Source organism: Brevibacillus brevis, assembly GCF_031583145.1.
Lineage (GTDB): Bacteria > Bacillota > Bacilli > Brevibacillales > Brevibacillaceae > Brevibacillus > Brevibacillus brevis_E.
Window position 1 is genome coordinate 743562 of the sequence record NZ_CP134050.1, and the last position, 25576, is coordinate 769137.

20 protein-coding genes, 2 tRNA genes and 2 riboswitches are annotated in these 25576 nt (G+C 54.5%); all 22 genes read left to right on the forward strand.

The window, feature by feature from the left end:
* Positions 1–1151 (forward strand): IS3 family transposase gene (locus RGB73_RS03920; protein WP_396136110.1). Its coding sequence is split into 2 segments (ribosomal slippage): positions 1–262 and positions 262–1151, totalling 1152 coding nucleotides; the frame shifts between segments, so codons are not numbered across the junction.
* A gap of 125 nt (positions 1152–1276) precedes the next feature.
* A complete protein-coding gene (locus RGB73_RS03925) occupies positions 1277–1561 on the forward strand; it encodes a YolD-like family protein (RefSeq protein ID WP_310769323.1) in 285 nt (94 codons plus the stop codon).
* A gap of 445 nt (positions 1562–2006) precedes the next feature.
* Entirely contained in the window at positions 2007–2348 is a 342-nt protein-coding gene (locus RGB73_RS03930; protein ID WP_221843642.1) for a YolD-like family protein, read from the forward strand.
* Between the two features lie 13 nt (positions 2349–2361).
* Positions 2362–2670, forward strand: coding sequence for a hypothetical protein (locus RGB73_RS03935; protein ID WP_310769325.1), 309 nt, complete (start codon positions 2362–2364; stop codon positions 2668–2670).
* A gap of 907 nt (positions 2671–3577) precedes the next feature.
* Positions 3578–5083, forward strand: coding sequence for an IS21 family transposase (gene istA / locus RGB73_RS03940; protein ID WP_024985199.1), 1506 nt, complete (start codon positions 3578–3580; stop codon positions 5081–5083).
* Positions 5080–5808: an IS21-like element helper ATPase IstB gene (istB, locus tag RGB73_RS03945; RefSeq protein WP_310769327.1), complete on the forward strand. Its 729-nt coding sequence runs from the start codon at positions 5080–5082 to the stop codon at positions 5806–5808. The genes istA and istB overlap by 4 nt, the downstream gene beginning before the upstream one ends.
* Before the next feature lie 464 nt (positions 5809–6272).
* Positions 6273–6348: transfer RNA gene (locus tag RGB73_RS03950), tRNA-Gly, on the forward strand.
* 170 nt (positions 6349–6518) lie between these two features.
* Positions 6519–6595, forward strand: a tRNA-Arg gene (locus tag RGB73_RS03955).
* A gap of 218 nt (positions 6596–6813) precedes the next feature.
* Positions 6814–7767 carry an AAA family ATPase gene (locus RGB73_RS03960; RefSeq protein WP_310769329.1) on the forward strand — a complete coding sequence of 318 codons (954 nt, stop codon included), beginning with the start codon at positions 6814–6816 and terminating at the stop codon, positions 7765–7767.
* 14 nt (positions 7768–7781) lie between these two features.
* The gene (locus RGB73_RS03965) at positions 7782–8987 is read left to right on the forward strand and encodes a DUF58 domain-containing protein (protein ID WP_310769331.1); all 1206 of its coding nucleotides are present in this window, start codon (positions 7782–7784) and stop codon (positions 8985–8987) included.
* 3 nt (positions 8988–8990) lie between these two features.
* The gene (locus tag RGB73_RS03970) at positions 8991–11225 is read left to right on the forward strand and encodes a transglutaminase TgpA family protein (RefSeq protein ID WP_310769333.1); all 2235 of its coding nucleotides are present in this window, start codon (positions 8991–8993) and stop codon (positions 11223–11225) included.
* A gap of 20 nt (positions 11226–11245) precedes the next feature.
* Positions 11246–11348, forward strand: a riboswitch (purine riboswitch).
* A 215-nt stretch (positions 11349–11563) separates the two neighbouring features.
* Positions 11564–13102 (forward strand): glutamine-hydrolyzing GMP synthase, encoded by a 1539-nt coding sequence (gene guaA / locus RGB73_RS03975; RefSeq protein ID WP_310774116.1) that lies wholly within the window; start codon positions 11564–11566, stop codon positions 13100–13102.
* Between the two features lie 132 nt (positions 13103–13234).
* Positions 13235–13337, forward strand: a riboswitch (purine riboswitch).
* 115 nt (positions 13338–13452) lie between these two features.
* Positions 13453–14826 carry an NCS2 family permease gene (locus tag RGB73_RS03980; RefSeq protein ID WP_310769335.1) on the forward strand — a complete coding sequence of 458 codons (1374 nt, stop codon included), beginning with the start codon at positions 13453–13455 and terminating at the stop codon, positions 14824–14826.
* A 426-nt stretch (positions 14827–15252) separates the two neighbouring features.
* Positions 15253–16560, forward strand: a complete 1308-nt coding sequence (locus tag RGB73_RS03985; RefSeq protein WP_310774118.1) for a histidine--tRNA ligase — start codon at positions 15253–15255, stop codon at positions 16558–16560.
* A gap of 47 nt (positions 16561–16607) precedes the next feature.
* The gene (locus RGB73_RS03990; RefSeq protein WP_310769336.1) at positions 16608–18275 is read left to right on the forward strand and encodes a M1 family metallopeptidase; all 1668 of its coding nucleotides are present in this window, start codon (positions 16608–16610) and stop codon (positions 18273–18275) included.
* 19 nt (positions 18276–18294) lie between these two features.
* Positions 18295–19833: a M1 family metallopeptidase gene (locus RGB73_RS03995; RefSeq protein ID WP_310769338.1), complete on the forward strand. Its 1539-nt coding sequence runs from the start codon at positions 18295–18297 to the stop codon at positions 19831–19833.
* A 181-nt stretch (positions 19834–20014) separates the two neighbouring features.
* The gene (purE, locus tag RGB73_RS04000) at positions 20015–20503 is read left to right on the forward strand and encodes a 5-(carboxyamino)imidazole ribonucleotide mutase (RefSeq protein ID WP_310769340.1); all 489 of its coding nucleotides are present in this window, start codon (positions 20015–20017) and stop codon (positions 20501–20503) included.
* Complete coding sequence (purK, locus tag RGB73_RS04005) at positions 20500–21669, forward strand: 5-(carboxyamino)imidazole ribonucleotide synthase (protein WP_310769342.1); 1170 nt, start codon at positions 20500–20502, stop codon at positions 21667–21669. The genes purE and purK overlap by 4 nt, the downstream gene beginning before the upstream one ends.
* Positions 21666–22961 (forward strand): adenylosuccinate lyase, encoded by a 1296-nt coding sequence (gene purB, locus RGB73_RS04010; protein WP_310769344.1) that lies wholly within the window; start codon positions 21666–21668, stop codon positions 22959–22961. Before purK ends, purB begins: the two co-directional genes overlap by 4 nt.
* A 271-nt stretch (positions 22962–23232) precedes the next feature.
* On the forward strand, positions 23233–23748 hold the full coding sequence (locus RGB73_RS04015; RefSeq protein WP_310769346.1) for an RNA polymerase sigma factor: 516 nt from the start codon (positions 23233–23235) through the stop codon (positions 23746–23748).
* 81 nt (positions 23749–23829) lie between these two features.
* Entirely contained in the window at positions 23830–24528 is a 699-nt protein-coding gene (locus RGB73_RS04020) for a response regulator transcription factor (protein ID WP_310769348.1), read from the forward strand.
* Entirely contained in the window at positions 24525–25541 is a 1017-nt protein-coding gene (locus tag RGB73_RS04025; protein ID WP_310769350.1) for a sensor histidine kinase, read from the forward strand. The genes RGB73_RS04020 and RGB73_RS04025 overlap by 4 nt, the downstream gene beginning before the upstream one ends.
* Positions 25542–25576 lie beyond the last annotated feature (35 nt).

Here is a 25576-nt window from a genome sequence, read left to right on the forward strand (position 1 = left end):
ATGCCACCAAAGAAAGGGCAAACATTTAATCGTTATGACGAGGTGACCAAGAAAGAAGCCGTTCGCCTGCGTTTGGAAGAACAGTGGAGCTATCCGATGATACGGGGAAAACTCGGGATTAAAAGTGATGCACAAATTATCAGTTGGGTACGGAAGCACCAGAATGGTGAATCATTTGAGGATTACCGTGGGCGTTGGAATAAGAAACATTTTAGCAGCATGGAAGAGGAAAATGCTTACTTGAAAGCGCAGGTAGAATACCTAAAAAAGCTCAATCCGAATCTGCACGGGGAGGGAAGTTGGATCAGCAAGCCCGGTATCGAACCATCGAAAAAATGAGCAAGAACCATCCAATCGTCATGTTGTGCAAGATCGCTGAAGTATCCCGGGCTGGTTTCTATAAGTGGAAGGCCACTATGGGATGCCGCGAAGCTCGCATCGAAAAAGACAGCGATCTCAAAGAACATCTTTTAGCGATTCATCGTATCAGACCATATTTCGGCTACAAACGTATGCGTACCGCTCTGTACAAAGAAGGGTTTCATGTGAATCACAAGAAAGTGCGACGACTCATGCGAGAGCTGGGAATTCGCTCCGTGATCCGCAAGAAACGACCGTTTGCGGGTTGTAAACCATCCGTAGTCTTTCCTAATGTTCTTAACCGCGAATTTACCGCAGAAGTGGTCTTGCACAAATTTGTAACGGACATTACCTATGTTCGGGTCGGACACGATTTTGTTTATTTATCGGTTGTGTTAGACCTGTACAATAACGAAGTCGTAGCCTGGGAGCTATCTGCGCGCAACGATTTGCAGTTGGTATTGGATACGGTAAAACAATTGAAGGCAAAAGGCGCCATTCTCCATTCAGACCAAGGATTTCAATACACAACGAAATCATACAGCAATCTTTTGGAGGAAAAAGAACTGATTGGAAGCCATTCCAGACGTGGAAATTGCTTTGATAACGCATGTATCGAGTCGTTCTTTTCCCACCTGAAAACCGAAAAGCTTTACCTTGAAAAGCCAGGATGTGAGGCTACTGCGCGCAAATTGATTACAGATTATATCGATTACTACAACAACGAACGTTTCCAGAAAAAACTGGGCGATCTCTCCCCGGTGGAATACCGAGCAGCGATCGCCGCATAGGAAAACCTTCTTTTCTTACTGTCTACTTGACGGGGCTATGACCAAGCAGCTGTCTTTTTTTATCTTGAAAACCAAACATACGTTTGTGTAAAATACAAACTAACGTTCTCTTTGGAGGTGCCGACATGGCTCTGTTTGTGGATGAAACTAAACTCGTACAGCGCCCAACAATCGACGAAGACGAACAAATGGAATACGGCTACATGATTACGGAGAGTCAGAAGGACGGGAAAACTGTCACCATACGCTGGTGGCATCCGGTGAAGGTGAAAGAGAAACTGGGCGAAATCCGCAAAATAACCGGCGTGGTAAAGAAGATCGATACGTCCAACCGCCGTATCCGGGTGGAAAACATGCACGACAGCGTCTGGATCGACGTTGCAAAGATTGTCCGTGTATCAACAAATTGAACGGGTGATGAGTATGCACCGTGAACTACAACGATACCTCAATGCTGGCCAGCTGGTGGAGATTATCTACATAGATCGTCGCGGCCAGACGAGCAAACGAACCTTACGTCTGCACGCAATAACCGGTAACCGCGTCAAAGCTTACTGCTTCACTCGGCAAGCAAAACGCGTCTTTACAATCGCCAACATCCTCGCAGTCGCCCCGGTGGTGACCCGACATGCTGTCTGATATCGAAAGGAAGGTCCTGCGTATCATCGGCAACTATTCTGCCGGCCGTCGCCGGACACCAACGGTAGATGAACTGTGCATCAAAACCGGGAGATCCCGGGGCGGAATCATGGAGGTTTTGGAAGTCTTGAAACGAGAAGAATATATCAATTGGGACCGAATGCAGCCAGACAAAATTGTGCTGCTGGAAGCCTGGGAAAGGGGAGTCCATCATCCATGGCGAGCAAAATAGACAATATGTTTGCAGCATCCCGATTTGTGCTGCCAGAGCAGCGCGAGCTGTATCTGCAGCACAGGGAGGATATGAAGCTGGTAAAGATGCCGGAACTCGAGCAAGACGAGCTTGAGTCATTTCATTACCTCATCAGAGACTCGGCCCGCGAGGACTATGCAATCACCATCACCTGGTGGCAGCCAGTCAAAGAGGACTTGGGCAAAATCTTCAGCATGTGGGGCGTGATCAAGTGGATGGATCAAAACAGCCGGCGGGTTAAACTGGTGAACGATGAGGAGAGCCGGTGGATTCAGATGGAAGCAATCATTGACGTAATTCCATAAAGGGGAGAGCAACGTGTCAAATGTACTTACCTCATTTGATTCAATGGATGTAAGAAGTAGGATCATTGGAGCTATTTTTGTTGTTTTTAAAAAACCAGAAGCGATAGCACAATTTGTAGATGAGAGTACTGGGACCACGTACGTTGTTACTTACAACCGAAAAATATTGAAAATTTCGGTTGGTAACGGTGATTACCAACAGTTCGACAACTTACTCGTATTTTTGACATCTCAGATAGGGCCCCCAGATAAAATTTACACCAAAGAATCAAGGCTTGATCCCGGACAGATGATTTCGTATATGGAGTGGCTCAACAAATAAGAAGCTGTAGACCCGTCTCTGCATTAATCGGAGACGGGTCTTTGCTGTCAATATCGATCCAAATAATCCGCTGTATGCATATTTAATATAGAAGAAATCCGACGGACACTTGGGGACGCGGGGACGAATTGGGGACCAAATCGAACAGTAGGTTTCATTTTTTGCCCTTCCTTACCATAAACAGTTTGCACAAAACCCTTGACCCATCAGCATTCGACATGATACACTCTTATCTGTCAGATGGCCTCGACCAGATTTAGGTTCTGGCGGGCAACCGTGGGGGTTCAAGTCCCTTCACCCGCACCATACATGAAAAAGCCTTGAGAAATCAAGGCTTTTTTTATTTGTCAGGAAACCTGGAATAAAGTCCCCAGCTGTTAAATCCAAGTTGGGGACGAAATCGTTAGCTTCTTGATTGAGAAGGGCCTTTTCACCAATAGTACTTTCCAACAAAAAAACACCCCCAGATGGGAGCGGATATGTATGTTCGTACCGTAACAAGCTACAACCAGCACGGGTAAGTCAGAAGGCTCTATTCGGTCGAAAACATTTGCTTGGCCTTTCGCTTCCGTTTGGAATTGTGCATTTGCTCTTCCCAATGAATGAGACGATACGTTTTTCTCAAATAGGTAGAGGCTCCGCAAACATGGTCCCACTGTTTCGTACCGCAACGAGAACAACGATATCTCCGGCGATGCACCTGAACACTTACCGTGCTGCTATCAACGTAATCCTGATAGGTGTACGTTCGTTTTTCATCTGTTTATGGCAGGATAAAAGTGCAGAGAATTGCGGCGGAAAACTGCAGAGTTCCACCGCAATTCTGAGGCCATGAAAAAGGCACTTGCCAACATCCCCCTACAAAATCTACCCTTGGATTTGGCGAAAATCTGAGGGAGTGAGAGGAATGTTGAAAGTGCCACAACAACAGTATATCCGATTTTTGCGAGAAGTCGAAGGGTGTTCGATTCAGGAAATTGCGGAACGTGTCCAGGTGAATTGGCGAACCGCCAAGAAATATGCGGATCGCGACGATTGGAATGAACCGGTATGCAAGCGAAAAGGCCGCCATCCGGTGTTGGGACCGTACTTAGAGATTATTGACACATGGCTGGAGGATGATGAGCGTCTTCCACGCAAGCAACGCCATACAGCCGTCCGCATGTTTCAGCGGTTACGGGATGAGTACGGCTTCCCTGGCGGGCAGCGAACGGTATCCGAATATGTCTCCAAACGGAAGAAAGCCATGGCAGCCGAACGAGCCGAACATTTTGAGCGTTTGGAGCATCCAGGTGGAGAAGCTCAGGCTGACTTCGGGACGGTGTACGTGGTCAAGTCGGGAGAACTGGTGGAGCGGAAAGTATTGACCCTGTCGTTTCCGTACAGCAATGCCGCCTTTGTGTTCCCGGTTCCGAAAGAAAACACGGAATGCTTTCTGGAGGCCTTAGGGCGGCTATTTCAGCAAATGGGAGGGGTTCCTCGCAAGATTTGGTTTGACAACTTGTCCGCTGCTGTTGTGTCCATCCAGCAAGGCGGAAAACGAGAGTGTACGGAAGCGTTTCGGCGTTTCTGCGCCCATTACCGCTTTGAGCCCCTGTTTTGCAATCCATACAGCGGCCATGAGAAAGGCCATGTGGAAAACAAAGTGGGGTATGGACGCCGGAACTGGTGTGTTCCGCCACCGGTTATCGATACGCCGGAACAACTGGAGACGTATTTGGCGGAAGCTGCCCGTGCGGATATGCAGCGCCCTCACTATGTGAAAAAGCAAACCATTGCCGAGTTGTGGGAGCAAGAAAAATGCAAGCTGCTGACGCTGCCGACGACACCGCTGGAGATTTTCCGGCTGGAGACGTGCCACCTGAACAAATACGCTGAGCTGTCGTTTGACGCGGCTCTCTTCCCGTTGCCGCAGTGTCGGGCCATGCAGCCGGTTTTGGTGAAAGTCAAGTGGGATGTGCTGGAGGTGTTAACGGCAGACGGGACATATACCCCGATTGTGACATTGCCTCGTCCCTATACGGAGAAAGTCATTTCAGTAGATTGGAAGGCGGTATTGAAGAGATATGAAAAACGCCCGCGGGCGGTGATGTATTCTTCCTTTACCAACATGATGCCTCAGGCGCTCCAAACGTTTTTGACGGTGGAAGACATGAATGCACGAAAAGCACGAATTCGCCTGCTCCATCGATTGCTCGACACCTATACGTTGGAGGAAATCGGGCAAGTACTGGGAGAATTGTCGCATCAGCAAGAGCATCTGGCTGTTGCCTTGGAGCATGCCCTTTACGCGATAAAACACCCTGTTTTCCGCCCGGAACCGTTTTCAGAGTCGCATACACCCCCTGCCCTTCACGGGCAGATACCCATGCTGGATGAGTACGACCGGATCCTGGGGGTGAGGGTGGAATGAGAGAAGAGCTGGCAAAGGTGTGCAAAACTTTGCATTTGGCGCATGTGATGGAAACCTATGAACAGGTGCCGTTTGAAGATCGGGAGAGCTTCTTGCTGGGAGTCTTGCGGATGGAGATTCAACAGCGGGAGGAGACAAAGCTGAAGCGACTGATAAAGAAAGCCGCGTTTCCCCAACTGAAGACACTGGAAGATTACGCTTTTGAGGCAGTCACCTTACCGGAAACATGTACAAAGGAGGGATTGATCGACCTACGTTTTTTGGAGCGCAAGGAAAATGTGCTGATGCTGGGAAAAGTGGGCACGGGGAAGACCCATCTGGCAACAGCGCTTGGCGTAGAGGCGTGCCGAAGGGGATATGCCGTTCGATTCTTCCGTGTTCCCGATCTGGTTGCGCTCTTGCAGGAAAAACACGCGAATGGGGCACTGATGCGGTTTCAAAAAGAACTGGCAGACTGTGAGTTGTTGATTTTGGACGAGGTTGGGTTTGTTCCCTTTCACCAAACGGGGGCTGAGCTGTTGTTTCATGTTATCTCGGCCTGCTATGAGAGAAACAGTGTGATTGTGACGTCGAATTTGGAGTTTGGGCAGTGGAATACGGTGTTTGGAGATACGCGATTGACGGCAGCCCTTGTGGATCGCCTCGTCCACCACGCCCATATTCTGGCGTTTACCGGAGAAAGCTACCGACTGCGCCATGCTCTATCCAGCATGAAGTCTTCCTAAATTCTTTTGTATTGATGTTGGCAGTGTTCTGCATAAATTGGCCGCCAAACTCTGCATTTTTGAGTTGCAAAATACATTCATCCTTATGGAACTTGGAACACCCACAAGAATGGCAGTGCATGGGAGGGACAATACGCGGACTTGAATCTTCGATCATAAACCTCATCTCCTCAGAACAGTACAACACATGAATAAGAATAACTATAATAGTATTCCAATAAACAAAAATGAGAAAGAGCCAAATATTTGGGAAAGTTTTTAGACCAGGTTATACCCAAGATGCAGCATGTTTTATCCTACTTTACCATAAACAGATTGGACAAAAATCTTGACCCGTCTGGTTGTATTATGGTAAACTTCTTCTGTCAGTTGCTTTTGGACCATTTGTTGCTATTGCTTGCAAGCTTCAGGTCAAGAGCATCCATATAAGGGTTTGTCGAGAAGAGAGTTACCTCTTTCCTTATGCGGACGTAGCTCAATTGGTAGAGCGTCGCCTTGCCAAGGCGAAGGTCGCGGGTTCGAGACCCGTCGTCCGCTCCATGATGATACTCAGGATCTCTCACCCGTGCCGGGTTCACCCTCGAAGATGAACAAGATGGATGGCTCGGGTACTTCAGATCTGGCTTGCTGAGAAGTGTTTCTGCGCAGCAGCGCCAGTGGAAGCGAGACCCGCCGTCCGCTCCATGATGTATCTCAGGCGCGTTTATATTGTGCCCTTAGCTCAGCTGGATAGAGCGTTTGACTACGAATCAAAAGGTCGGGAGTTCGAATCTCTCAGGGCACGCCATTTTTTCATAATGAAACCGAAGAGTAGGAAACCATCCTACTCTTTTTTGTATCACCGGCAGGCAATTTTACAAATTTTAAGTATTTTTTCCTTGTAACTCCCAATCGCATCCATTACTTTAGGATTAAGATGCTTTCTGTGAACGTTTACAGGGGACGCGTAGACGTTGCTGTTGCAAACCTGACTGAAGAATCTTAAGAAACAGGAGTTGTATCAACATGAACCCGATAAAAGTGGAACATACGCATCCTGCAGTAGCGAAGCTGATTGACAATATACAAAAAGTGCTGATCGGAAAGCGTTCAGTCATCGAGCTGATGGTATCGGCCGTGCTGGCCAATGGGCACGTGCTTTTGGAGGATGTGCCTGGCGTGGGGAAAACGATGCTGGTGCGGGCGCTTGCGAAATCCATTGGCGGTGTCTTCAAACGCATTCAATTTACGCCGGATTTGCTGCCGACCGATGTCACCGGGGTGGCGATCTTCAACCAAAAGAGTCTCGAATTCGAGTTTCGTCAAGGACCGCTGTTTGCGAACGTCATCTTGGCGGATGAAATCAACCGGACGTCTCCGAAAACGCAGTCCTCGCTGCTGGAGGCCATGGAGGAGCGTTCTGTGACGGTGGATGGCGTCACGTATCGGCTGGAGGATCCGTTTTTTGTGATGGCGACGCAAAATCCGCTGGAATACGAAGGGACATTCCCGCTGCCGGAGGCGCAGCTGGACCGCTTTTTGATGCAGTTGAGCCTGGGCTATCCGAGTGTGGAGGAAGAAATGCGCATGCTGTCCCGCTTTTCGGATGAGAATCCGCTGGAACAGCTGGAGCCGGTAATGACCGCAGCCGAGCTCAAGCAGCTCCAGCAGCAGGCGGCAGCCGTCAAAGTGTCCGAAGGGGTCAAAGAGTATATCGTACGGCTCTGCCACCGGACGCGGGAGCATCACCATGTTTACCTAGGGGTGAGTCCGCGTGGAGCGCTCGCTCTCTATCGGGCTGTCCAGGCGCTGGCTTTCGTCCGCGGACGGGATTATGTCATTCCGGATGACGTCAAGGAGCTGGTCCCGGTCACATTCGCCCACCGGATGATTGTGAAGCCGGAAGCACGCCTGGAAGGAGCGACCGTTGATCGGGTGCTGACGGTGATTTTGTCGGAAACCCGTGTCCCGGTGAGCTGAGGCGGTGACTGCGGATGAGACAACAACGATGGGGCAAAGTCAAAGTAATCGGGCTGGTGTTGCTCACCTATGTATTCGCCAAGTTCCAGGGCGGGTTTGCGAGCTGGTTTTTGTTTTACAGCAGCCTGGTCTTTTTGGCGTATGAATTGCTCACATACCTTCTTCTGTTTGCGACGCTGGAGGTCGTACGGGAAATCGACAGGACGCGGCTGCAGGACGGGGACGATGTGATCGTGACAATCCGGCTGCGCCGACGCATCTGGTTTCCTCTGGGCTGGAACATGGTACTCGAGCCGTTGCCGGAGAGGCTGGCTGGCGTGTACGAGCCGCATCGGCAGCTCGTGTTTCCCTGGTTGAAACGGGAAGTGGAATTTCGCTACGTGATCCCGAATTTGCCGCGCGGGCATTACCGGCTGACGGATTGCGTCGTGAGCGGAGGAGACTTTTTCGGATTTATCGTGCAACGAAAGGTGTTTCCGCTCTCGCATGAGTTTCTCGTCTACCCTTCTTACCGAAACGTGGAGCATTGGGCGCTGGGAGACGGCAGCTTCAGCGGAAATGTGCATGTGTCCCACCGGCGTTCGGATGATGTGGCTGCCGTGCGGGGCGTGCGGGAATACCATCGCGGTGATCGTTTGAGCCAGATCCATTGGCGGGCCTCTGCCAGAGGAACGGGATTGAAGACGAAGGAATTCGAGCATCAGGCGATGAATCAGGCGGTGTTTTTCCTCGATGTGGAGAAGGCGAGCTACGAAAAGCTGCCCGAGCCTTTATTCGAGACGGCGGTGAAGCTGACAGCCAGCTTGATCGCGTACGCCAATCGCCAACAGTATCATTACGGGCTGGTGTACAAACAGACGGAACGGCTCTCCATCACCCCCGCCCTTTCGCACACGCATTTCTTGCACGTGTTTGACCAGCTGGCTCGGGTCATGCCGCAGGGCGTGGATTCCTTCTCGCGCATCGTTGGGAGGGAAGCGCTGGAACAGCCGCAGGGCGTGACGCTGATCATCGTGACGCCCCGCGTGGGGAAAGAGCTCCTGGGTAGGCTGATCGCCCTGGCTCAAAAGGGCAGACGCATCCAGCTCTTCCTGGTGCGCACGGAAGCGGCGCTCTCGCCGGAACAAAGCAAGGTCATGCAGCTGTTGACGGCCAGCAAGGTAGCTTGTACGTCTGTCCACATCGACGACGACGAGTGGAAACGGATAGGGGGTGCGTAGCTCATGAGTGTGTGGAAACGCCCGACTCTGCTGGAATGGGTCTCGGCCCTTTTGCTTTTTTTGATGCTGAGGGAGTGGCTGCTGCCTTTGCAAAAACTGACCGATACCGGCATTCTCTGGCCGTTTTTGGTCATTGCGGCCGGCGTTCTGTTGCTTGACGCACTGATCCCGTATCGCTGGCTGACCATGCCAGTCAAGCTGCTGGGGCTCCTTCTGCTCTTGAACTTTACGCTTTTTGACGCTCCGCTCTTCGAGATGAAGTGGCTGAAGGTCTTGTTTGTTCAAATCGGGCGGGACATTCCCTTGGCGATTCACCAGGATTGGGCCTCGATGTCTCCGCTGTCGCGCAATGCCTTGTTTGATCTGCTGCTGATGATTCTGATGTCGATGATCACGTACTTGGTGCTCGAACAACGCCAGGGGCTGTGGTTCGTCGTATTGACGGAGCTTTACCTGGCAGTGCTTGATACGTTTTTGCCGTACGAAGGGGACGGCGGGATCGTCCGGACGTTGATTTACGGCTTTTTGCTCCTCGCTGTCAGCCATCTGACGACGATGACCAAACACGCGACTTTGTCCGGAAAACGGAGCTGGATCGCTCTGCGCTCTCTCCTCGCACCGATGCTGGTCATCGCCGTGAGTGTAGGCATCGCCTATACCGCTCCGAAAAAGGATGCGAGTTGGCCGGATCCCATCGCCTACTTCACGGGATCTGAACAGGGCTCGGCGGTCGGAGCGATGAAAAAGGTCGGCTACGACAATAACGACGAGCGGCTGGGCGGTCCTTTCTTGCAGGATGATACTCTCGTGTTCACCGGAGTGACCAACGAGGAGAGCTATTGGCGCGGGGATGCCAAAGACCTTTATACAGGTGTTGGCTGGGAAAAAGGCATCCGGGAGTACGAATCCATCCTGGATCCGGAGAAGCACGAGTGGAAAAACGAGCTGTTTAGCGGCTTTGAAACCAAAAAGGTCCATGCCTCCCTGGAGTTTAACGGACCCCAGCAGTTCGCTACCGTGTTTTACCCCGGACAGCTGAGCAAGCTGAGCGATTATCGCCCGCCGAATGCGACGGTAGTCTATGACAAGGTGAATCAGCAGCTGGAAGTGCGGGCGGGCAAAATCAAGCTGCTGCAGCCGACCGGCGCGTCAGGACAGCCTGCGACCGGGCCGAATACGCTCTTGCTGAAGCTGAACGAGTATCAGGTGGAGTCGGAAGTGCCGATCGTGAGCGAGAAGGCTGTTATGGAGGCGGGGACCAAATACCCCGAGGATATCGAGCAACGGTATTTGCAGCTTCCTGCGACCTTGCCTCCGCGCGTCAAACAGCTGGCTCAATCGATCACCAAAGATGCCAAGACCCCGTATGAAAAAGTGAGAGCCATCGAGAATTACTTGCGCTCCAGTGGAAAATATAAGTATGAAACCAAAGATGTGCCTGTCCCGGAAAACGGCCAGGACTTTGTGGACCATTTCCTGTTTGACAGCCAGCGCGGCTACTGCGACCATTTTTCGACCGCGATGGCGGTGATGCTTCGCTCGATCGACGTACCGACCCGCTGGGTGAAAGGATTTGCACCGGGCAAGCGAGTCGGGGAAGACGGACAAGGAAACGAGATCATGGAAGTACGCAACAAGGACGCCCATTCCTGGGTAGAGGTGTACTTCCCGAACTACGGATGGGTGCCTTTCGAGGCTACCAGCACGTTCATGTCGCCTGTCCGCTTCAAATACGACCTGCAAACCGTCCAGCCGCAGGTTCCCGTACCGCTCCCCGATCTGGGGAACAGGACCACGCCCGACCGGGGAGATGGCCGCCTCGACGAGCTGGAGGAGGGGGACCGCACGTCCGGGAAAGGCTTCACGATTCCTTGGGGAGTGAAGGCGGGCATCGTCGTCCTTCTGATCGCCGGCGGATACGCTGCCTGGAAGCGCAGGCAGGACATCCAGGTATGGTGGCTGCGCCGTCAGATGCAAAGCGAACGAAGCATAGAGTATGATGTACGGTACAACTTGCTGATGCGCATGATGGAGAGCGTCTACTCGCGCCGCCGGGCGGGAGAGACGTTGCGGGAATACGTGGGCCGTATCTCCATACCGGGAGACAAGCGGCAGGATCTGCGCTATCTGACGGAACTGTACGAGCGAACGGTTTACGGCTGCAAGGAAATGGAACAAAAGGCGCGAGCCATGGCCGAACAGTTAATGGAAAGATTGATCCGTCAACTGAAGCCTTGAACAAAGCTGTGTCATCTGCTAGAATGACGATCAATGAGTCTCGTATAATGATCAGGAATAGGGCCTGAAAGTTTCTACCGTCCAACCGTAAATTGGACGACTACGAGGAGAGCATTTCGGATTTTTGTACATGCAACCGCACAAGTGTACACAAGCTGGGACGCTGCCTCCGTATCCATAGTCGGAGGTAGGAGTCCCGGTTTTTTTTCAAATGTGCGACAATTGCGTGGTCGGTGAATCCGGGAGAAGCGGAACTTTTTACGATGCGAGCAGGGAAACCGGCTGCGGACAGCGCCGATACTTGCGAGTCCTGTGCTTTGCAGGAGAAGGGGGATATGATGGACAAGTCATTGGAAATGGTCGTCGTACTTGATTTTGGAGGTCAGTACAATCAGCTGATCGCACGACGCGTTCGCGATCTGGGCGTGTACAGCGAGCTTTTGCCTTACAATACGCCTGTGGAAAAAATCAAGGAAATGAAGCCGAAGGGGATTATTTTCTCCGGTGGCCCTGCGAGCGTGTATGAAGAAGGGGCACCAAAAGTAGACCCGGCTATCTTTGATCTCGGCTTGCCGGTATTGGGTATTTGTTACGGCATGCAGCTGATGAGCCACATGCTCGAAGGAAAAGTGGAGCGCGCAGGCAAGCGTGAGTACGGCAAAGCGGAGCTGCGCCTGCAGCAATCCCACGACCTGTACGACAAGTGGGAAGCGAACGAAATCGTCTGGATGAGCCACTCGGATAAAGTGGTCGAGCTTCCGACCGGATTCCGCGTAGACGCGGTGAGCGACAGCTGTCCCGTAGCGGCAATCAGCCACCCGGAGCGCAAGCTGTACGGGGTGCAATTCCACCCGGAAGTGCGCCATACCGTAAAAGGAAGCGAGTTCATCGCCAACTTTCTGTTCAACATTTGCGGCTGCGAAGCGACCTGGAGCATGACGAGCTTTATCGAAGACGAAGTAGCACGCATCCGTGAAACCGTAGGAGACAAGCAAGTGCTGTGTGCGCTGAGCGGCGGCGTGGACTCCTCTGTAGTGGCAGCGCTGATTCACAAAGCCATCGGAGACCAGCTGACTTGCATGTTCGTGGATCACGGCCTCCTGCGTCTGGGCGAGGCGGAGAGCGTCATGGAGACGTTCGCCAATCAATTCCACATGAAGGTCATCAAGATCGATGCTCGCGAGCGCTTCCTGAACAAGCTCAAAGGCGTTTCCGATCCGGAGAAAAAACGCAAAATCATCGGCAACGAATTCATCTACGTGTTTGACGAAGAAGCAGCCAAGCTGAAGGACATGGACTTCCTGGCCCAAGGCACCTTGTATACGGATATTGTGGAGAGCGGAACGGCGACAGCTCATACCATCAAATCCCACCACAATGTGGGCGGGCTGCCGGAAGACATGAAGTTCAAGCTGATCGAGCCGCTGAAAGCCCTGTTCAAGGACGAGGTGCGCAAGCTGGGTACCGAGCTGGGACTGCCGGATGAAATCGTATGGCGTCAACCGTTCCCGGGACCAGGATTGGGCATTCGCGTGCTGGGAGAAGTGACGGAAGAGAAACTGAAGATCGTTCGTGAATCGGATGCTATCCTGCGCGAGGAAATTGCCAAGGCCGGCCTGGACAGGGAAATCTGGCAATACTTCACGGCGCTGCCGAATATGACGACAGTGGGTGTCATGGGCGACGTCCGTACGTACTCCTACACCGTAGGAATCCGTGCTGTGACCTCCATCGACGGAATGACGGCGGACTGGGCTCGCATTCCGTGGGACGTACTGGAGAAAATCTCGACCCGGATCGTCAACGAGGTGGACAACGTCAACCGCATCGTGTACGACGTCACCTCCAAGCCGCCGGCAACAATCGAGTGGGAATAAAGCAGAAATAGACGAAAATTGAGTGGGCAAATTCAACTAATCGCTAAATTCCGGATGTTAAACGGTAGCTAAAAATTAATGTTCGTATTTTCGTTGACATTTACTATGTCGCCTGATACACTTCTCAATGTGAACAGGTAATATAAGAAGGTTCGTATATTCTTGGGAATATGGCTCAAGAGTTTCTACGAGGTCGCCAGAAAACGACCTGGCTACGAACAAAATGTCAACGGGATGCGGCAATTGTTATTATTATCGAAATTGTTCCCGGAATGTTTTGTTATAGGCCAGGCGTAGAAATGCGCTACGGCCTTTTTTATTGCCACAACAAAATTTGGGGGGACATTTCGGTGCGCAAGTACTTTGAGTTTGACAAACTAGGCACCAACTACCGTCGCGAAATCATCGCGGGGGTCACCACGTTCTTGGCAATGGCATACGTCTTGGCTGTGAATCCGTACATGCTCAGCGGCGCTGATTTGCCGCCGGATCTGAAAGCCAACTATCCGCAGTTCGATGCTGTCTTTACGGCGACGGCACTGGCTGCCGCAATCGGGTCCATGCTCATGGCATTCATCGGGCGTCTGCCGATCGGTCAAGCACCGGGTATGGGGCTGAATGCGTTCTTCACCTACACGGTTGTGCTGACGATGCAAATTCCTTGGCAGCAGGCTTTGGCCGGGGTATTCCTTTCTTGTACGATCTTCCTCATCCTGTCGCTGACCGGGGTTCGCGAAGCGATCATCAATGCGATTCCGACAGGATTGAAATATGCGGTATCAGCAGGTATCGGTTTGTTCATCGCTTTTATCGGTTTGAAAAACGCAGGCATTGTCGTGGGAAATGAATCGACTTTTGTGGCACTGGGCCATTTTACGTTTTTCCATGAAGGAATGAAGCCGGAAGAAATTTTGGCTGCCAAAAACGCGCTGCTTGCTGTTTTTGGATTGGTAGTCACAGTCGTCCTGATGGTACGCAGAGTCAATGCGGCGATCTTCATCGGGATGGTAATCACGGCAGTGGTCGGGATGATCTTCGGATTGGTCGATCTGCCAAAAGGCGTTTTTGCACCTCCGCCAAGCTTGGCACCCACGTTTGGCGCGGCTTTCCAATATCTCGGGGATATGTCTTCGCTGTTTAGCGTGAAAATGCTGATTGTCGTGCTGACCTTCCTGTTTGTTGACTTCTTCGATGCGACAGGCACTCTGCTGGGGGTGGCCAGCCAAGCAGGTCTGTTGAAGGACGACAAGCTGCCGCGCCCCGGCAGTGCGTTCTCGTCCGACGCGATCGCGGGTATGGCAGGCGCCGTGCTTGGTACTTCCACGACCACGGCTTACGTCGAGTCTACGGCAGGGGTAGCTGCGGGCGGCCGTTCCGGCTTTACCGCACTGGTCGTCGGCGTCCTGTTTATCCTGTCTTTGTTCTTCCATCCGCTGCTGGCGGTGGTGACATCCGCGGTTACGGCTCCGGCGCTGATTCTGGTAGGCGTACTGATGGCGTCACACATCACGAAGGTCGCATGGGACGACTTGGCAGAAGCCTTCCCGGCATTCCTGACGATCCTGATGATGCCATTGACATACAGCATCGCGACTGGTTTGGCTTCCGGCTTCATCATGTACCCGATCATGAAAGTGGTGAAAGGGAAAGCCCGCGAGGTTCATCCGGCGATGTACGTGCTGTTCGTCGTGTTCCTCGTTTACTTCATCTGGCTTCGCGAATAGAACGGCATGCAAGACGGCTTTCTGCCCCGGGGCGGAGAGCCGTTTTTTATACAGGGCAACCGCGGCTCCACCAAAAGGCATGGCGCAGCCAGGCTTTCCAACTGGGGTCGAGAGCTTGCTTGCAATGGCACTCCTTCTGCGGTATGATAGGGAAAATCTTTAGCGGAAGGGATGGTCGCCATGACCGGTCTGTACGTATTCCTTCAACAGCATCACCACGGCTAGAGCGTTTGTATCTTCGGAAGAAATTTCCGCAGGTGCAAGCGCTTCTTGTGCTTTGTGCCTGCGGTGGTGAATGAAAGCCATGCGGGCATGTTGCTGCCTGCATGGCTTTTTCTAGTGGATTCGAAAAGGCGCAGGAGAAGGGGACTGCTCGGCAAAGCCGTGTTTGTCCATTAGAAAGAGGATGAAGAAAGGGTGATTACCATGGAAAACGGGATTCTGAAAAATGTAAAGGGCACGCGAGATTTCATGCCGCAGGAGCAGTCGCTGCGTAACCGCATCAGGCGAACCCTCGAGGGAGTCTTTGAAGAATACGGCTGCAAGCCGCTGGAGACGCCGATGCTGTCGGTGTACGAGCTGCTCGCCTCCAAATACGGAGGGGGCGCGGAAATTTTGAAGGAAGTGTACCGCCTGAGCGATCAGGGGGAGCGGGAGCTGGCTCTGCGCTACGATCTGACCGTGCCGCTGGCCAAGGTAGTCGGGATGAACCCGGAAATGCGTCTGCCATTCAAGCGTTATGAGATCGGCAAGGTATTCCGGGATGGCCCCGTAAAGCCAGGGAGATTCCGCGAGTTCGTCCAGTGCGATGTCGACATCGTCGGCACGTCTTCCATGCTGGCGGAGGCGGAGCTGATCAGCATGGCGTTCGCCGCATTTGAGCGGCTCGGGCTGGACGTCTACATCGAGGTGAACAATCGCAAGCTGCTCTCCGGGATTTTGCAGGAGCTGGGCGTTCCGGAAGAGAGGGCGGGGGACGTGATGCTCTCGCTCGACAAGCTGGAGAAGATCGGTATCGACGGTGTGCGGGACGATTTGCGGGAAAGAGGCGTAGAGGAACCACTGATCGCTGCCATCGTATCGTTTTTGCAGGAAGGAGAAACGACGCTGGAGCAGTTGGCCGGTCGTTTTGCTTCGCCGGGAGTACAGCAGGGCGTCTCTGAGCTCGAGCAGCTGCTTGCGTACCTACAGGGAGCAAACGTGACGGGTGATGTGCGCTTCTCCCCTTTCCTCGCGCGTGGCCTGGGGATCTACACGGGAACGGTGTACGAAATCTTCCTGCAGGATGGCCGGATCACCTCGAGCATCGGCAGCGGCGGCCGTTACGACGAGATCATCGGCCGGTTTTTGGGGGATGGCAGGGAGTATCCGGCAGTAGGGATTTCGTTTGGTCTCGATGTCATTTTGACCGCCTTGGAAATGCGGGAGAGCGAGCAGGCGGAGCGGGCTGCCGATGTGCTGGTTGTGCCTTTGGGGACGGAAGCGGCAAGCCTGGGGCTGGCCAATCGGCTGCGGGCGGACGGAATCAGGACTGAGCTCGAGCTGGCGGGGCGTAGGTTGAAAAAGGCGCTCGACTACGCCAATAAGGAGCGCATCCCGTTCGTCCTGATTTACGGCGAGAACGAGGTCGAAAACGGGGCTGTCGTCCTGCGCAATATGGTGGAGGGGACGGAGCAGGCCGTTCCGCTCGCCGAAATCACGCAGCGGCTGCGGGAAGCTCTCATGATCCGGTAGTCTTTCTTTTCTGCTTCCGGTAGGATAGGAGAAAAGGGGGAGTACGCATGAGAAAACGGCTCTTCGCGCTGGCAGGCCTCGTATCATCCTTGCTCGCCATAGTCCCGGCTGTCCCGGTGGGAGCGAATGGCAGCCCGCCCTCAGCGCTTACGCATTACCAGGCCGATGTCCGTATCGACCCGGTGGCGAAGCGGGTGGCCGGAAGCGTGGAAATTCGGTTCCTGCCGAAGGATGAGGCCCATGTCTACCTGCATCTCTATCCCCTCGCATTTACGGAGGAGCATCAGGGTGTATTGTGGGACGAACTTTTAGGCAAACATCCGAAGCTTGGCACGTATGATAGTAGCAGCATTACCGTTCAGGGGAGACCGGTCGCGGTCAAGCGCATGGGTGACGTGATCGAGGTGCCGCTTACGGAGACGGACGAAATGACGCCGGGTGGACTGCATGCGGCCGCCCCGGATGGAGCAGCGCAGGGGACAGGCACGAAAGCGTCGGAAGGAACATCAAAGGAAACAAGCAGGGAAGAGACGGCAGGTTTCCCGGAAGCACCGGCAGACGACTCGGCCATGGAGCCGATTACGCTCAAGCTGGACTTCGCCATGACGCTTCCCCAGAACGACGGACGGATGTCGTATGACGAGCATGCCATGTGGCTGGGCAACTGGCTGCCGATTTTGGCTGTGAAAGATCGGGCCGGATGGCATCTCGATCCGTACGAGCCGATCGGGGATCCTTTTTACAGCGAAAATGCGGACTATCAAGTCAATGTCACCTTGCCGGCCGGGTACCAGTTGGCCAGCACGGCGTCGGACAAGGCTGCCGTTGTCGACACGGGTGAGAAGGAAAGGACGTTTCATCTACAGGCGGACAACGTACGGGATTTTGCGCTTGTCGCGATGGATTCCAGCTATCATTTCATAGAATCAAAGGTAGGAAACACCGAGGTCAGGACATGGTACCGCAAAGGGGACTCCGTAGAGCAGGCGAAGCGGAACCATTTCGCGGCTGCGGACTCGCTCGCGTACTTCAGCAGACAGTTCGGCACGTATCCGTACACCGAGTACGACGTGGTGCGAACGGGAGGCAGCATCAATGGCATGGAGTACCCGTCGCTGGTCTTTCTGGATGGCCGCCACTTCATGCCGGGCGTAGACGGCGGAGTGGCCACCACTGTGCACGAGACCGCGCATCAGTGGTTCTATTCCTTGATCGGCAACAACCAGATCGACGAGGCCTGGCTAGATGAAGGATTCGCGGAGTACGGGACCCTCGCCTTTCTGTCTGCCACCTATCCCAAGCTGGGGAACGATCGGGTCCTGCGAAGGTGGAAGCAGGGGACGACGTCGATGGCTGCCTACACCGAGGAGAAGCTGCGGCCATGGCAATCGCTGCAGGCTTTTCCCGACAACGAGTCCTACAGCGATCTCGTCTACTCGCGCACCTGCACGATGCTGTGGGCGCTGCGGGAGGCTTGGGGAGAGGAGCGTCTGCATGAAATGCTCAGACGGTATGTCTCCGCCCATCGCTTCGGGATCGCCGATGGAGCGGCCTGGAGAGCCTTTTTGTCGGAAGCGGCGGGAGAGGATGCCGGCAGCTTTCTTGACTACTGGCTGAACCTGGATGGGGGCAAACGGGAGGAAGCGGCCGAGTGGCTAAAGAGGCAGCGCCAACGCCAAACCTATCCGTGGGGGAAAGTCGAGTTAGAGAAGTAACCGAAGGCAGGGGATCGCCATGTGGCGGAAGGGTTGGGTAGTCAGTCTGGTGCTGGGGGCCGTTCTGGCTGGCTTTTTATGGGAAAGGCCGTGGGCAGGACAGGCCGGGGCCGATGAGGCGGAGACGTTTTTGCCTCAGCAAATCCCTGCCTCCGCTTTGTACCGGGCGGATGTGAGCGTAGATATGAAAACCCATACCGTTGCGGGGACGTTGACTGTCCGTTTCGCGCCCCAGGATAGCCAGGCGTATTTTCATCTGTATCCGAACGCCTTTCAAGCGAAGGCGGACCTCGGCGGCGACAATTGGGAAAAGGTCCTCGGAAAGCAGCGGGAGCCGGGGTCTATTTCGATAGCGGAAGTCCGGGTCGACGGCCAAAAGGTGCCGGCCGAACTTCAGGGAAGGCTGCAAACGCTGCTGCGGGTGCCGCTGACCGATAAATCGTCCTCCGAGCAGACGGAAGTCGAATTGCGCTTTACCCTGCAAGTGCCTTACAACAACGGTCGTCTATCGTACAACGATCACGCCATGTGGCTGGGCAACTGGCTGCCGATTCTGGCGGTCAAGGGGGCGGACGGCTGGAGGCTGGATCCGTACTCGGCCATTGGCGATCCTTTTTACAGCGAAATGGCAAACTACCATCTGCGCGTGCAGCTGGCGGAAGGGTACCAGCTGGCGTCCAGCGGAATCGAGAGCGTGGCGGTCGTGACCCAGACGCGTCCGAAGCGGCAGACTGTGTACGAGATCGATGCGTGGAACGTTCGTGATTTCGCCTTGGTCATCATGGATGACACGTACCGCCAGCAGATGGGAAAGGTCGGCGATGTCGTCGTCCGCACGTGGTCGCAGGAAGGGGACGACCCAAAGATCGGAGGCAGGCTGCACGAAGTAGCCATGCAGTCGCTGGGCTACTTCGGCGAGCAGTTCGGCCGCTACCCTTACCAGGAGTACGACGTGGTCAAGACCGGCGGCTTTTTTGGCGGGATGGAGTATCCGAGCCTCGTCTTCATCCAGGACGAATACTTCGACCGCTCCGACATGGTGGCCGAAGCGGTGGTGGCGCACGAGACGGCCCACCAGTGGTTTTACGGTCTGGTCGGGAGCGACGAAGTGAACGAAGCGTGGGTGGACGAGAGCCTGACCGACTATGCCACGATGGCTTTTTTGCAGCGTGCCGATCCAGCTTCCGCCCAGGGCTATATCCAGTTGCGGCTGGGACAGTCGGAGGCGGCGGAGTCGTACGCCGGGCAAGGGCTCCAGGTCGGGCAGTCCGTCGAGCGGTTTCCCACGTGGAAAAGCTATACGGAGCTCGTCTACGGCCGGGGCTCCGCGATGTGGTGGACGCTTCGGGAAGCGTGGGGAGAGGAGAAGCTGCACAGGCTTTTGCGCACGTACGTGCACCGCAATCAGTACGGACAGGCGAGCGGGCAGGAGCTGATCGATATGCTCTCGCAGGAAGCGGGCGCGAACGCGGCTCCGTTTATCGACTATTGGCTCAAGCTCAGAATCGATCGGAAGGCGGCAGCAGAAACGTGGATGCGTTCTGGTAAACACGAATAATGTAATTATTATCATTTTAAATTGTTCGGATACAAGGTTGACAGGCAAACTTTCTCCCTGATAAACTGAGGAAGTCGAAAGAAAACGAGTTCGAATAGCCCAGGCGATGAGTACGGTCCCCAGTGCCGTTAGTCGGTTGGGTTTTCTTCTGAGGATATTGACGTAGGGGGCGAAGTGGGCCATGGCCAAACCGTTGGCAGGTGTCATAATGGGCAGTACGTCTGATTGGGAAACGATGAAGGAAGCATGCGCGATTCTGGACGAGCTGCAAGTTCCGTATGAAAAGAAAGTGGTATCGGCACATCGTACGCCAGACTTGATGTTCGAATACGCGGAGAGCGCCAAAAGCCGCGGGCTGGAAGTGATCATCGCGGGTGCGGGCGGAGCGGCCCATCTGCCAGGAATGGTAGCGGCCAAAACCGAGCTGCCAGTCATTGGCGTGCCGGTGAAGTCGTCCAACTTGAACGGACTGGATTCGTTGCTCTCGATCGTGCAAATGCCGGGTGGCGTGCCGGTAGCGACCGTCGCAATCGGAAAAGCCGGCGCTATCAATGCAGGGCTGCTGGCCGCACAGATTTTGGGCATCAAATATCCGGAGATTCAGGAGCGCTTCGTTGCCAGACGGGATGCGGTGCGCAATCAAGTGCTGGAGGGTAGTGAGCTGGAATGACACACGGATACGAAAAACAGATCAAGCCGGGATCGACTATCGGCATTCTGGGCGGAGGGCAGCTGGGGCGGATGATCGCGCTCGCGGGACGAGCCATGGGCTATCGCTTCGTCACGATGGACCCGACGGAGGACGCGCCCTGCGGACAGACGGCCGACAGGCAAATCGTCGCCGGCTACGACGATGTACAAGCTGCCATGCAGCTGGCTGCGGCCAGCGACGTCATTTCCTACGAATTTGAAAACGTGGACGCCCAAGTGGCGGAAGTGCTGGAGAGCCAGGCGTACGTGCCGCAGGGCAGCCGTCTGCTCCGCATCACGCAAAACCGCATCCGGGAAAAGACTGCCATCCGCGAGCTGGGCATTCCAGTCGCTCCTTTCCGCGTCGTCGCCAGTCTGGAGGACTTGCAGACGGCGGTGCGCGAGTTGGGCCTGCCAGCCGTCATGAAAACGGCGACGGGCGGCTATGACGGCAAGGGGCAATGGGTGATCAGGAGCGAAGCGGAGCTTGCGGAGGCGTACGAGACGCTTAGCAAGGCGGGAACGGAGCTGATCGTGGAGCAGTTCGTTCCGTTCCAGCTGGAGCTGTCCGTGATCGCGGCACGTAATCCGGCCGGCGAGCTGGCCGTTTTCCCGACAGCGGAAAACGTGCATCAGGACAATATTCTGCATCTGAGCATCGTACCGGCACGCGTGAGCGAAGACGTAAGGAAGCGGGCAGAGGAAATCGCGCGGACGATTGTGGAAAAACTGGATGTAATCGGACTGATCGCGGTCGAGATGTTTCTGACCGCAGACGGACAGCTGTACGTGAATGAGCTCGCTCCGCGTCCGCACAACTCCGGGCATTTCACCATGGATGCTTGCGTGACGTCCCAGTTCGAGCAGCACGTTCGAGCGGTGTGCAACCTGCCTCTCGGTTCTACCCAGTTGCTCTCGCCGGTCGTGATGGTTAATATTTTGGGAGAGCATCTGCAGCCGGTCCTGGATCGGATCGATCGACTGCCAGACTCAGCCAAGCTGCATTTGTACGGGAAAGCAGAAAGCAAAGTGAAGCGGAAAATGGGCCACATCAACGTGCTGGCTCCCACCGTGGAGGAAGCGCTCGCCGCAATCGAGCAGCTGCAAATATGGACGAATCAGTCGAAGACGGAGGTACAATCATGATCGAACGTTATTCCCGGCCAGAGATGCGCGCCATCTGGACAGAGCAAAACAAGTTTCAGGCGTGGCTGGAAGTGGAAATCCTCGCTTGCGAAGCATGGTCCAAGCTGGGCGTCATTCCTGAGGAAGACGTGAAAAAGCTGTGGGAAAAAGCGAGCTTTGACATCAACCGCATTTACGAGATCGAAGAAGAGACTCGCCATGACGTCGTGGCGTTTACCCGCGCCGTATCGGAGACGCTGGGCGAAGAGAAAAAGTGGGTGCACTACGGGCTGACTTCCACCGACGTCGTAGATACGGCGCTGTCGTATTTGCTGCGCCAAGCCAACGAGATCCTGGAAAAAGACATCGAGGACTTCATCGCGGTCCTGGCCGACAAAGCCCGCGAACACAAGGACACGGTCTGCATGGGCCGCACCCATGGCGTGCACGCGGAGCCGACCACGTTTGGACTGAAGCTGGCTCTGTGGCACGAAGAGATGAAGCGCAACCTCGAGCGTTTCCGCGCGGCGAAAAAAGAAGTGGCGTACGGGAAAATTTCCGGTGCGGTGGGCACCTATGCCAACATCGACCCGTTCGTGGAAGCGTACGTGTGCGAAAAGCTGGGACTGTCCCCGGCGCCAATCTCGACGCAAACCCTGCAGCGTGACCGCCATGCACAGTATATGGCGACGCTGGCCCTGATCGCGACCTCCCTGGAGAAGTTCGCGACCGAGATCCGCGGTCTGCAAAAGAGCGAAATGCGCGAGGTCGAAGAAGCGTTCGCGAAAGGCCAAAAAGGCTCTTCCGCCATGCCGCACAAGCGCAACCCGATCGGAAGCGAAAACATCTGCGGCATGGCCCGCGTCATCCGCGGCTACATGCTGACGTCCTACGAAAACGTGTCCTTGTGGCATGAACGCGACATTTCCCACTCGTCGGCAGAGCGCATTATTTTGCCGGACGCGACGCAAGCTCTGAACTACATGCTTCGCCGCTTTATGAACATCGTGAAAAACCTGACCGTCTTCCCGGAAAACATGAAGCGCAACATGGACCGCACCTTTGGCCTGATCTACTCGCAGCACGTCATGCTCAAGCTGATCGAAAAAGGCATGAGCCGCGAGAAGGCGTACGACACCGTGCAGCCGCGCGCAATGCAGGCGTGGGAAGAGCAGCGTTCCTTCCGGGCGATCGTGGAAGAGGATCCGACGATCAGCTCGACCCTGACCAAGGAAGAGCTGGACGAGTGCTTCGACTATCGCTACCACCTGAAGCACGTGGATACGATCTTCCAACGTCTGGGCTTGATGTAGCACACGCTCAATCATTCAGAGGGGCCGTCTCATACGGTCCCTCTTTTTGCGTCGAGAGCCCGTTCCATCATTTTTCCATATTCCTGACGCCGCCTTGCCACAACCTGCTGGTATAGTGGACTCGTCCGGAGAGGAGAGGGAACGGATTACGGCAGCCTCACGCGAAACTTACAAAAGTGTAAGGTTCCTGAAAGTAAACTCGATAGTTCCCGCCTCAGATCCGCTTTACAATGAAAACAACTCATACGGATCATGAAATGGGAGATCGATTATGAATACCGCACTTGTCTATCCGAAATTGACTCATCAGCAAATATACGAAGAATATTCGGCCAAAATATACCGCTACTTTCGCTATCGCGTGAAAAACGTCTGGGACGTCGAGGATTTGACGACCACCGTTTTCATCAAGGTCTACTCGAAGCTGGAGCAGTACGACGGCCGCCATCCGTTCGGTGCGTGGATCTTCCGCATTGCGCACAACGCTTTGATCGACTACATGCGCAAAAAGCGGGAGTGCCCGGTGGATCAGGAGACGTTTTCGTCGCTTCGGGCGACGGATGAGCTGCCGGAAGAAAGCATTTTGACCCAGGAGTCCATCGATGTATTATGGGAAAAGGTACATACCTTGACCGCAGACCAACGCAACGTGATCCAGCTTCGTTACCTAGCTGACCTGCGAATGAACGAAATTGCGGAGATTTTGGGCAAAACCGAGGCCTCGGTCAAAATTCTTCATTTCCGCGGGATCAAAAAGCTCCAGCAAATGATGAAAGCTCATGCCTAGGATGGACAACAAGTCCATCCTTTTTTTGGTATAGTAGAGGGTGGAGTGGCGGAGACTTAGGAACGAGAGGAGTACAATTTCATGTCGACCATTATGATCGTTGAGGACGATCCGAAAATCAATCAATTGCTGCAAAACCAACTGGAAAAATATGGTTATCATACAGTCAACGTGGAGCATTTTGACCGGGTCATGGAGGTTTTCAAGGAAATCCGCCCGGACCTGGTTCTGCTCGATGTGAACCTGCCCAAATTCGATGGCTTCTACTGGTGCCGCCAGATGCGGCAGGAATCGAATTGCCCGATCCTTTTCATCTCGGCGCGGGACAGCAAGATGGATCAGGTCATGGCGCTGGAAAACGGCGCTGACGACTATATTACAAAGCCGTTTGACTACGACGTCGTCATGGCGAAAATACGGAGCCAGCTGCGGCGGGCCTATGGCTTGTACGCCCCGCAGGAGGGCGAGCGGACGGTCGAGGTGGCGGGGCTCAAGCTGTTTTTGGAGCGGATGGAGCTGATGATGCACGAGAGCAAGGTCGAGCTGAGCAAAAAGGAAGCGCTTCTGCTCGAGGCATTGATGAACCAGTACCCGCGAGTCGTCAGCCGGGAGCGGCTGCTGGAAAAGCTGTGGGATGAGCAGTTTGTCGATGAAAACACGCTCAATGTGTACATCACGCGGGTACGCGGAAAGTTGAAGGACATGGGCCTGGAGGGAGCGGTCGAGACGGTACGCGGCTCCGGCTATCGCCTGCGAGCGGTTTGGGAGGATGGGCAATGAAGCTGTTCCTTCGGGATCAATGGGCGTTTGCGGCCTTTTTTCTCGTTCAGATGATCTTGCTCCTGCTCATCTTTACGCTCGACGGGTACTGGAATGAATCGTTGATGATCTATGCGGTCTTCCTGTCGCTCTTTTTCGCCGGGGCGTTCATGGTCGTGCGCTACTTGACGCACCGCGCTATCTACCAGCGCCTCAGCAACCCGGTAGAGTCTTTGGAAGAGCTGACGCAGACACACGGCAACGCTGCATTGAGCCGCGCCTTGGACGAGACCTTCCTCGAGCACTATCGCCTGTACAAGGAGCAGCTGCATGCGTACGAGAACAAGCAGCGCGACTACACCACCTTTATTCAGCAGTGGGTGCACCAGATGAAGACGCCGATCTCCGTCATCCATCTGCTGCTCCAAAACGAGGACGACCCGGTGGCCGAGAGCGTCCGGGAAGAAGTGGACCGGATCAAGCGGGGGCTGGAAACCGTCCTCTACATCGCCCGGCTGGACCGGTTCGAGCAGGATTTTATCGTCGAGCCGGTGTCGCTGCAATCCCTGGCGCAAAATGTGCTCGCGGAAAACAAGCGCCTGTTCATCCGCAACCAGGTCTATCCTGAGCTGAAGGTGGACGGGCAGTGGCGGGTGGAATCCGACGAAAAGTGGCTGTCCTTCGTATTGAATCAGCTCTTGACCAATGCGGTGCGCTATTCGGCCGGCAAAAGCAACAAGGTGACAGTCCGCGCTTACGAACGGGGATCCAGCGTCGCGCTGGAAGTGCAGGACTACGGGATCGGCATCCCGCAGCAGGACATCCGCCGCGTCTTCCAGCCGTATTTCACGGGCGAGAATGGCCGCAAGTACCCGGAATCCACGGGGATGGGGCTGTATCTCGTCAAGGAGATATGCGGGAGGCTGAATCACGGGGTGGAGCTGGAATCCGAGGTGGGCGAAGGCACCATCGTGCGCATCGTCATGTCCGCCGTCGTGCCAACCTTACAAGAACGTAAGAAAGCTGAAAGTTAATTCGATGGCGGTGCATCGCGACCTTCCGTATAGTG

What these genes read in the sequence shown, in the direction of transcription:
- RGB73_RS03990 (WP_310769336.1), top strand. Translation starts at nt 16,608, where the DNA reads ATGAGAAAACGGCTCTTCGCGCTGGCAGGCCTCGTATCATCCTTGCTC.
- purK (WP_310769342.1), top strand. Translation starts at nt 20,500, where the DNA reads ATGACACACGGATACGAAAAACAGATCAAGCCGGGATCGACTATCGGC.
- RGB73_RS03925 (WP_310769323.1), top strand. Translation starts at nt 1,277, where the DNA reads ATGGCTCTGTTTGTGGATGAAACTAAACTCGTACAGCGCCCAACAATC.
- RGB73_RS04025 (WP_310769350.1), top strand. Translation starts at nt 24,525, where the DNA reads ATGAAGCTGTTCCTTCGGGATCAATGGGCGTTTGCGGCCTTTTTTCTC.
- RGB73_RS03965 (WP_310769331.1), top strand. Translation starts at nt 7,782, where the DNA reads ATGAGACAACAACGATGGGGCAAAGTCAAAGTAATCGGGCTGGTGTTG.
- RGB73_RS03995 (WP_310769338.1), top strand. Translation starts at nt 18,295, where the DNA reads ATGTGGCGGAAGGGTTGGGTAGTCAGTCTGGTGCTGGGGGCCGTTCTG.
- RGB73_RS03985 (WP_310774118.1), top strand. Translation starts at nt 15,253, where the DNA reads ATGGAAAACGGGATTCTGAAAAATGTAAAGGGCACGCGAGATTTCATG.
- RGB73_RS04020 (WP_310769348.1), top strand. Translation starts at nt 23,830, where the DNA reads ATGTCGACCATTATGATCGTTGAGGACGATCCGAAAATCAATCAATTG.
- RGB73_RS04015 (WP_310769346.1), top strand. Translation starts at nt 23,233, where the DNA reads ATGAATACCGCACTTGTCTATCCGAAATTGACTCATCAGCAAATATAC.
- guaA (WP_310774116.1), top strand. Translation starts at nt 11,564, where the DNA reads ATGGACAAGTCATTGGAAATGGTCGTCGTACTTGATTTTGGAGGTCAG.
- istA (WP_024985199.1), top strand. Translation starts at nt 3,578, where the DNA reads ATGTTGAAAGTGCCACAACAACAGTATATCCGATTTTTGCGAGAAGTC.
- purB (WP_310769344.1), top strand. Translation starts at nt 21,666, where the DNA reads ATGATCGAACGTTATTCCCGGCCAGAGATGCGCGCCATCTGGACAGAG.
- istB (WP_310769327.1), top strand. Translation starts at nt 5,080, where the DNA reads ATGAGAGAAGAGCTGGCAAAGGTGTGCAAAACTTTGCATTTGGCGCAT.
- RGB73_RS03960 (WP_310769329.1), top strand. Translation starts at nt 6,814, where the DNA reads ATGAACCCGATAAAAGTGGAACATACGCATCCTGCAGTAGCGAAGCTG.
- RGB73_RS03970 (WP_310769333.1), top strand. Translation starts at nt 8,991, where the DNA reads ATGAGTGTGTGGAAACGCCCGACTCTGCTGGAATGGGTCTCGGCCCTT.
- RGB73_RS03930 (WP_221843642.1), top strand. Translation starts at nt 2,007, where the DNA reads ATGGCGAGCAAAATAGACAATATGTTTGCAGCATCCCGATTTGTGCTG.
- purE (WP_310769340.1), top strand. Translation starts at nt 20,015, where the DNA reads ATGGCCAAACCGTTGGCAGGTGTCATAATGGGCAGTACGTCTGATTGG.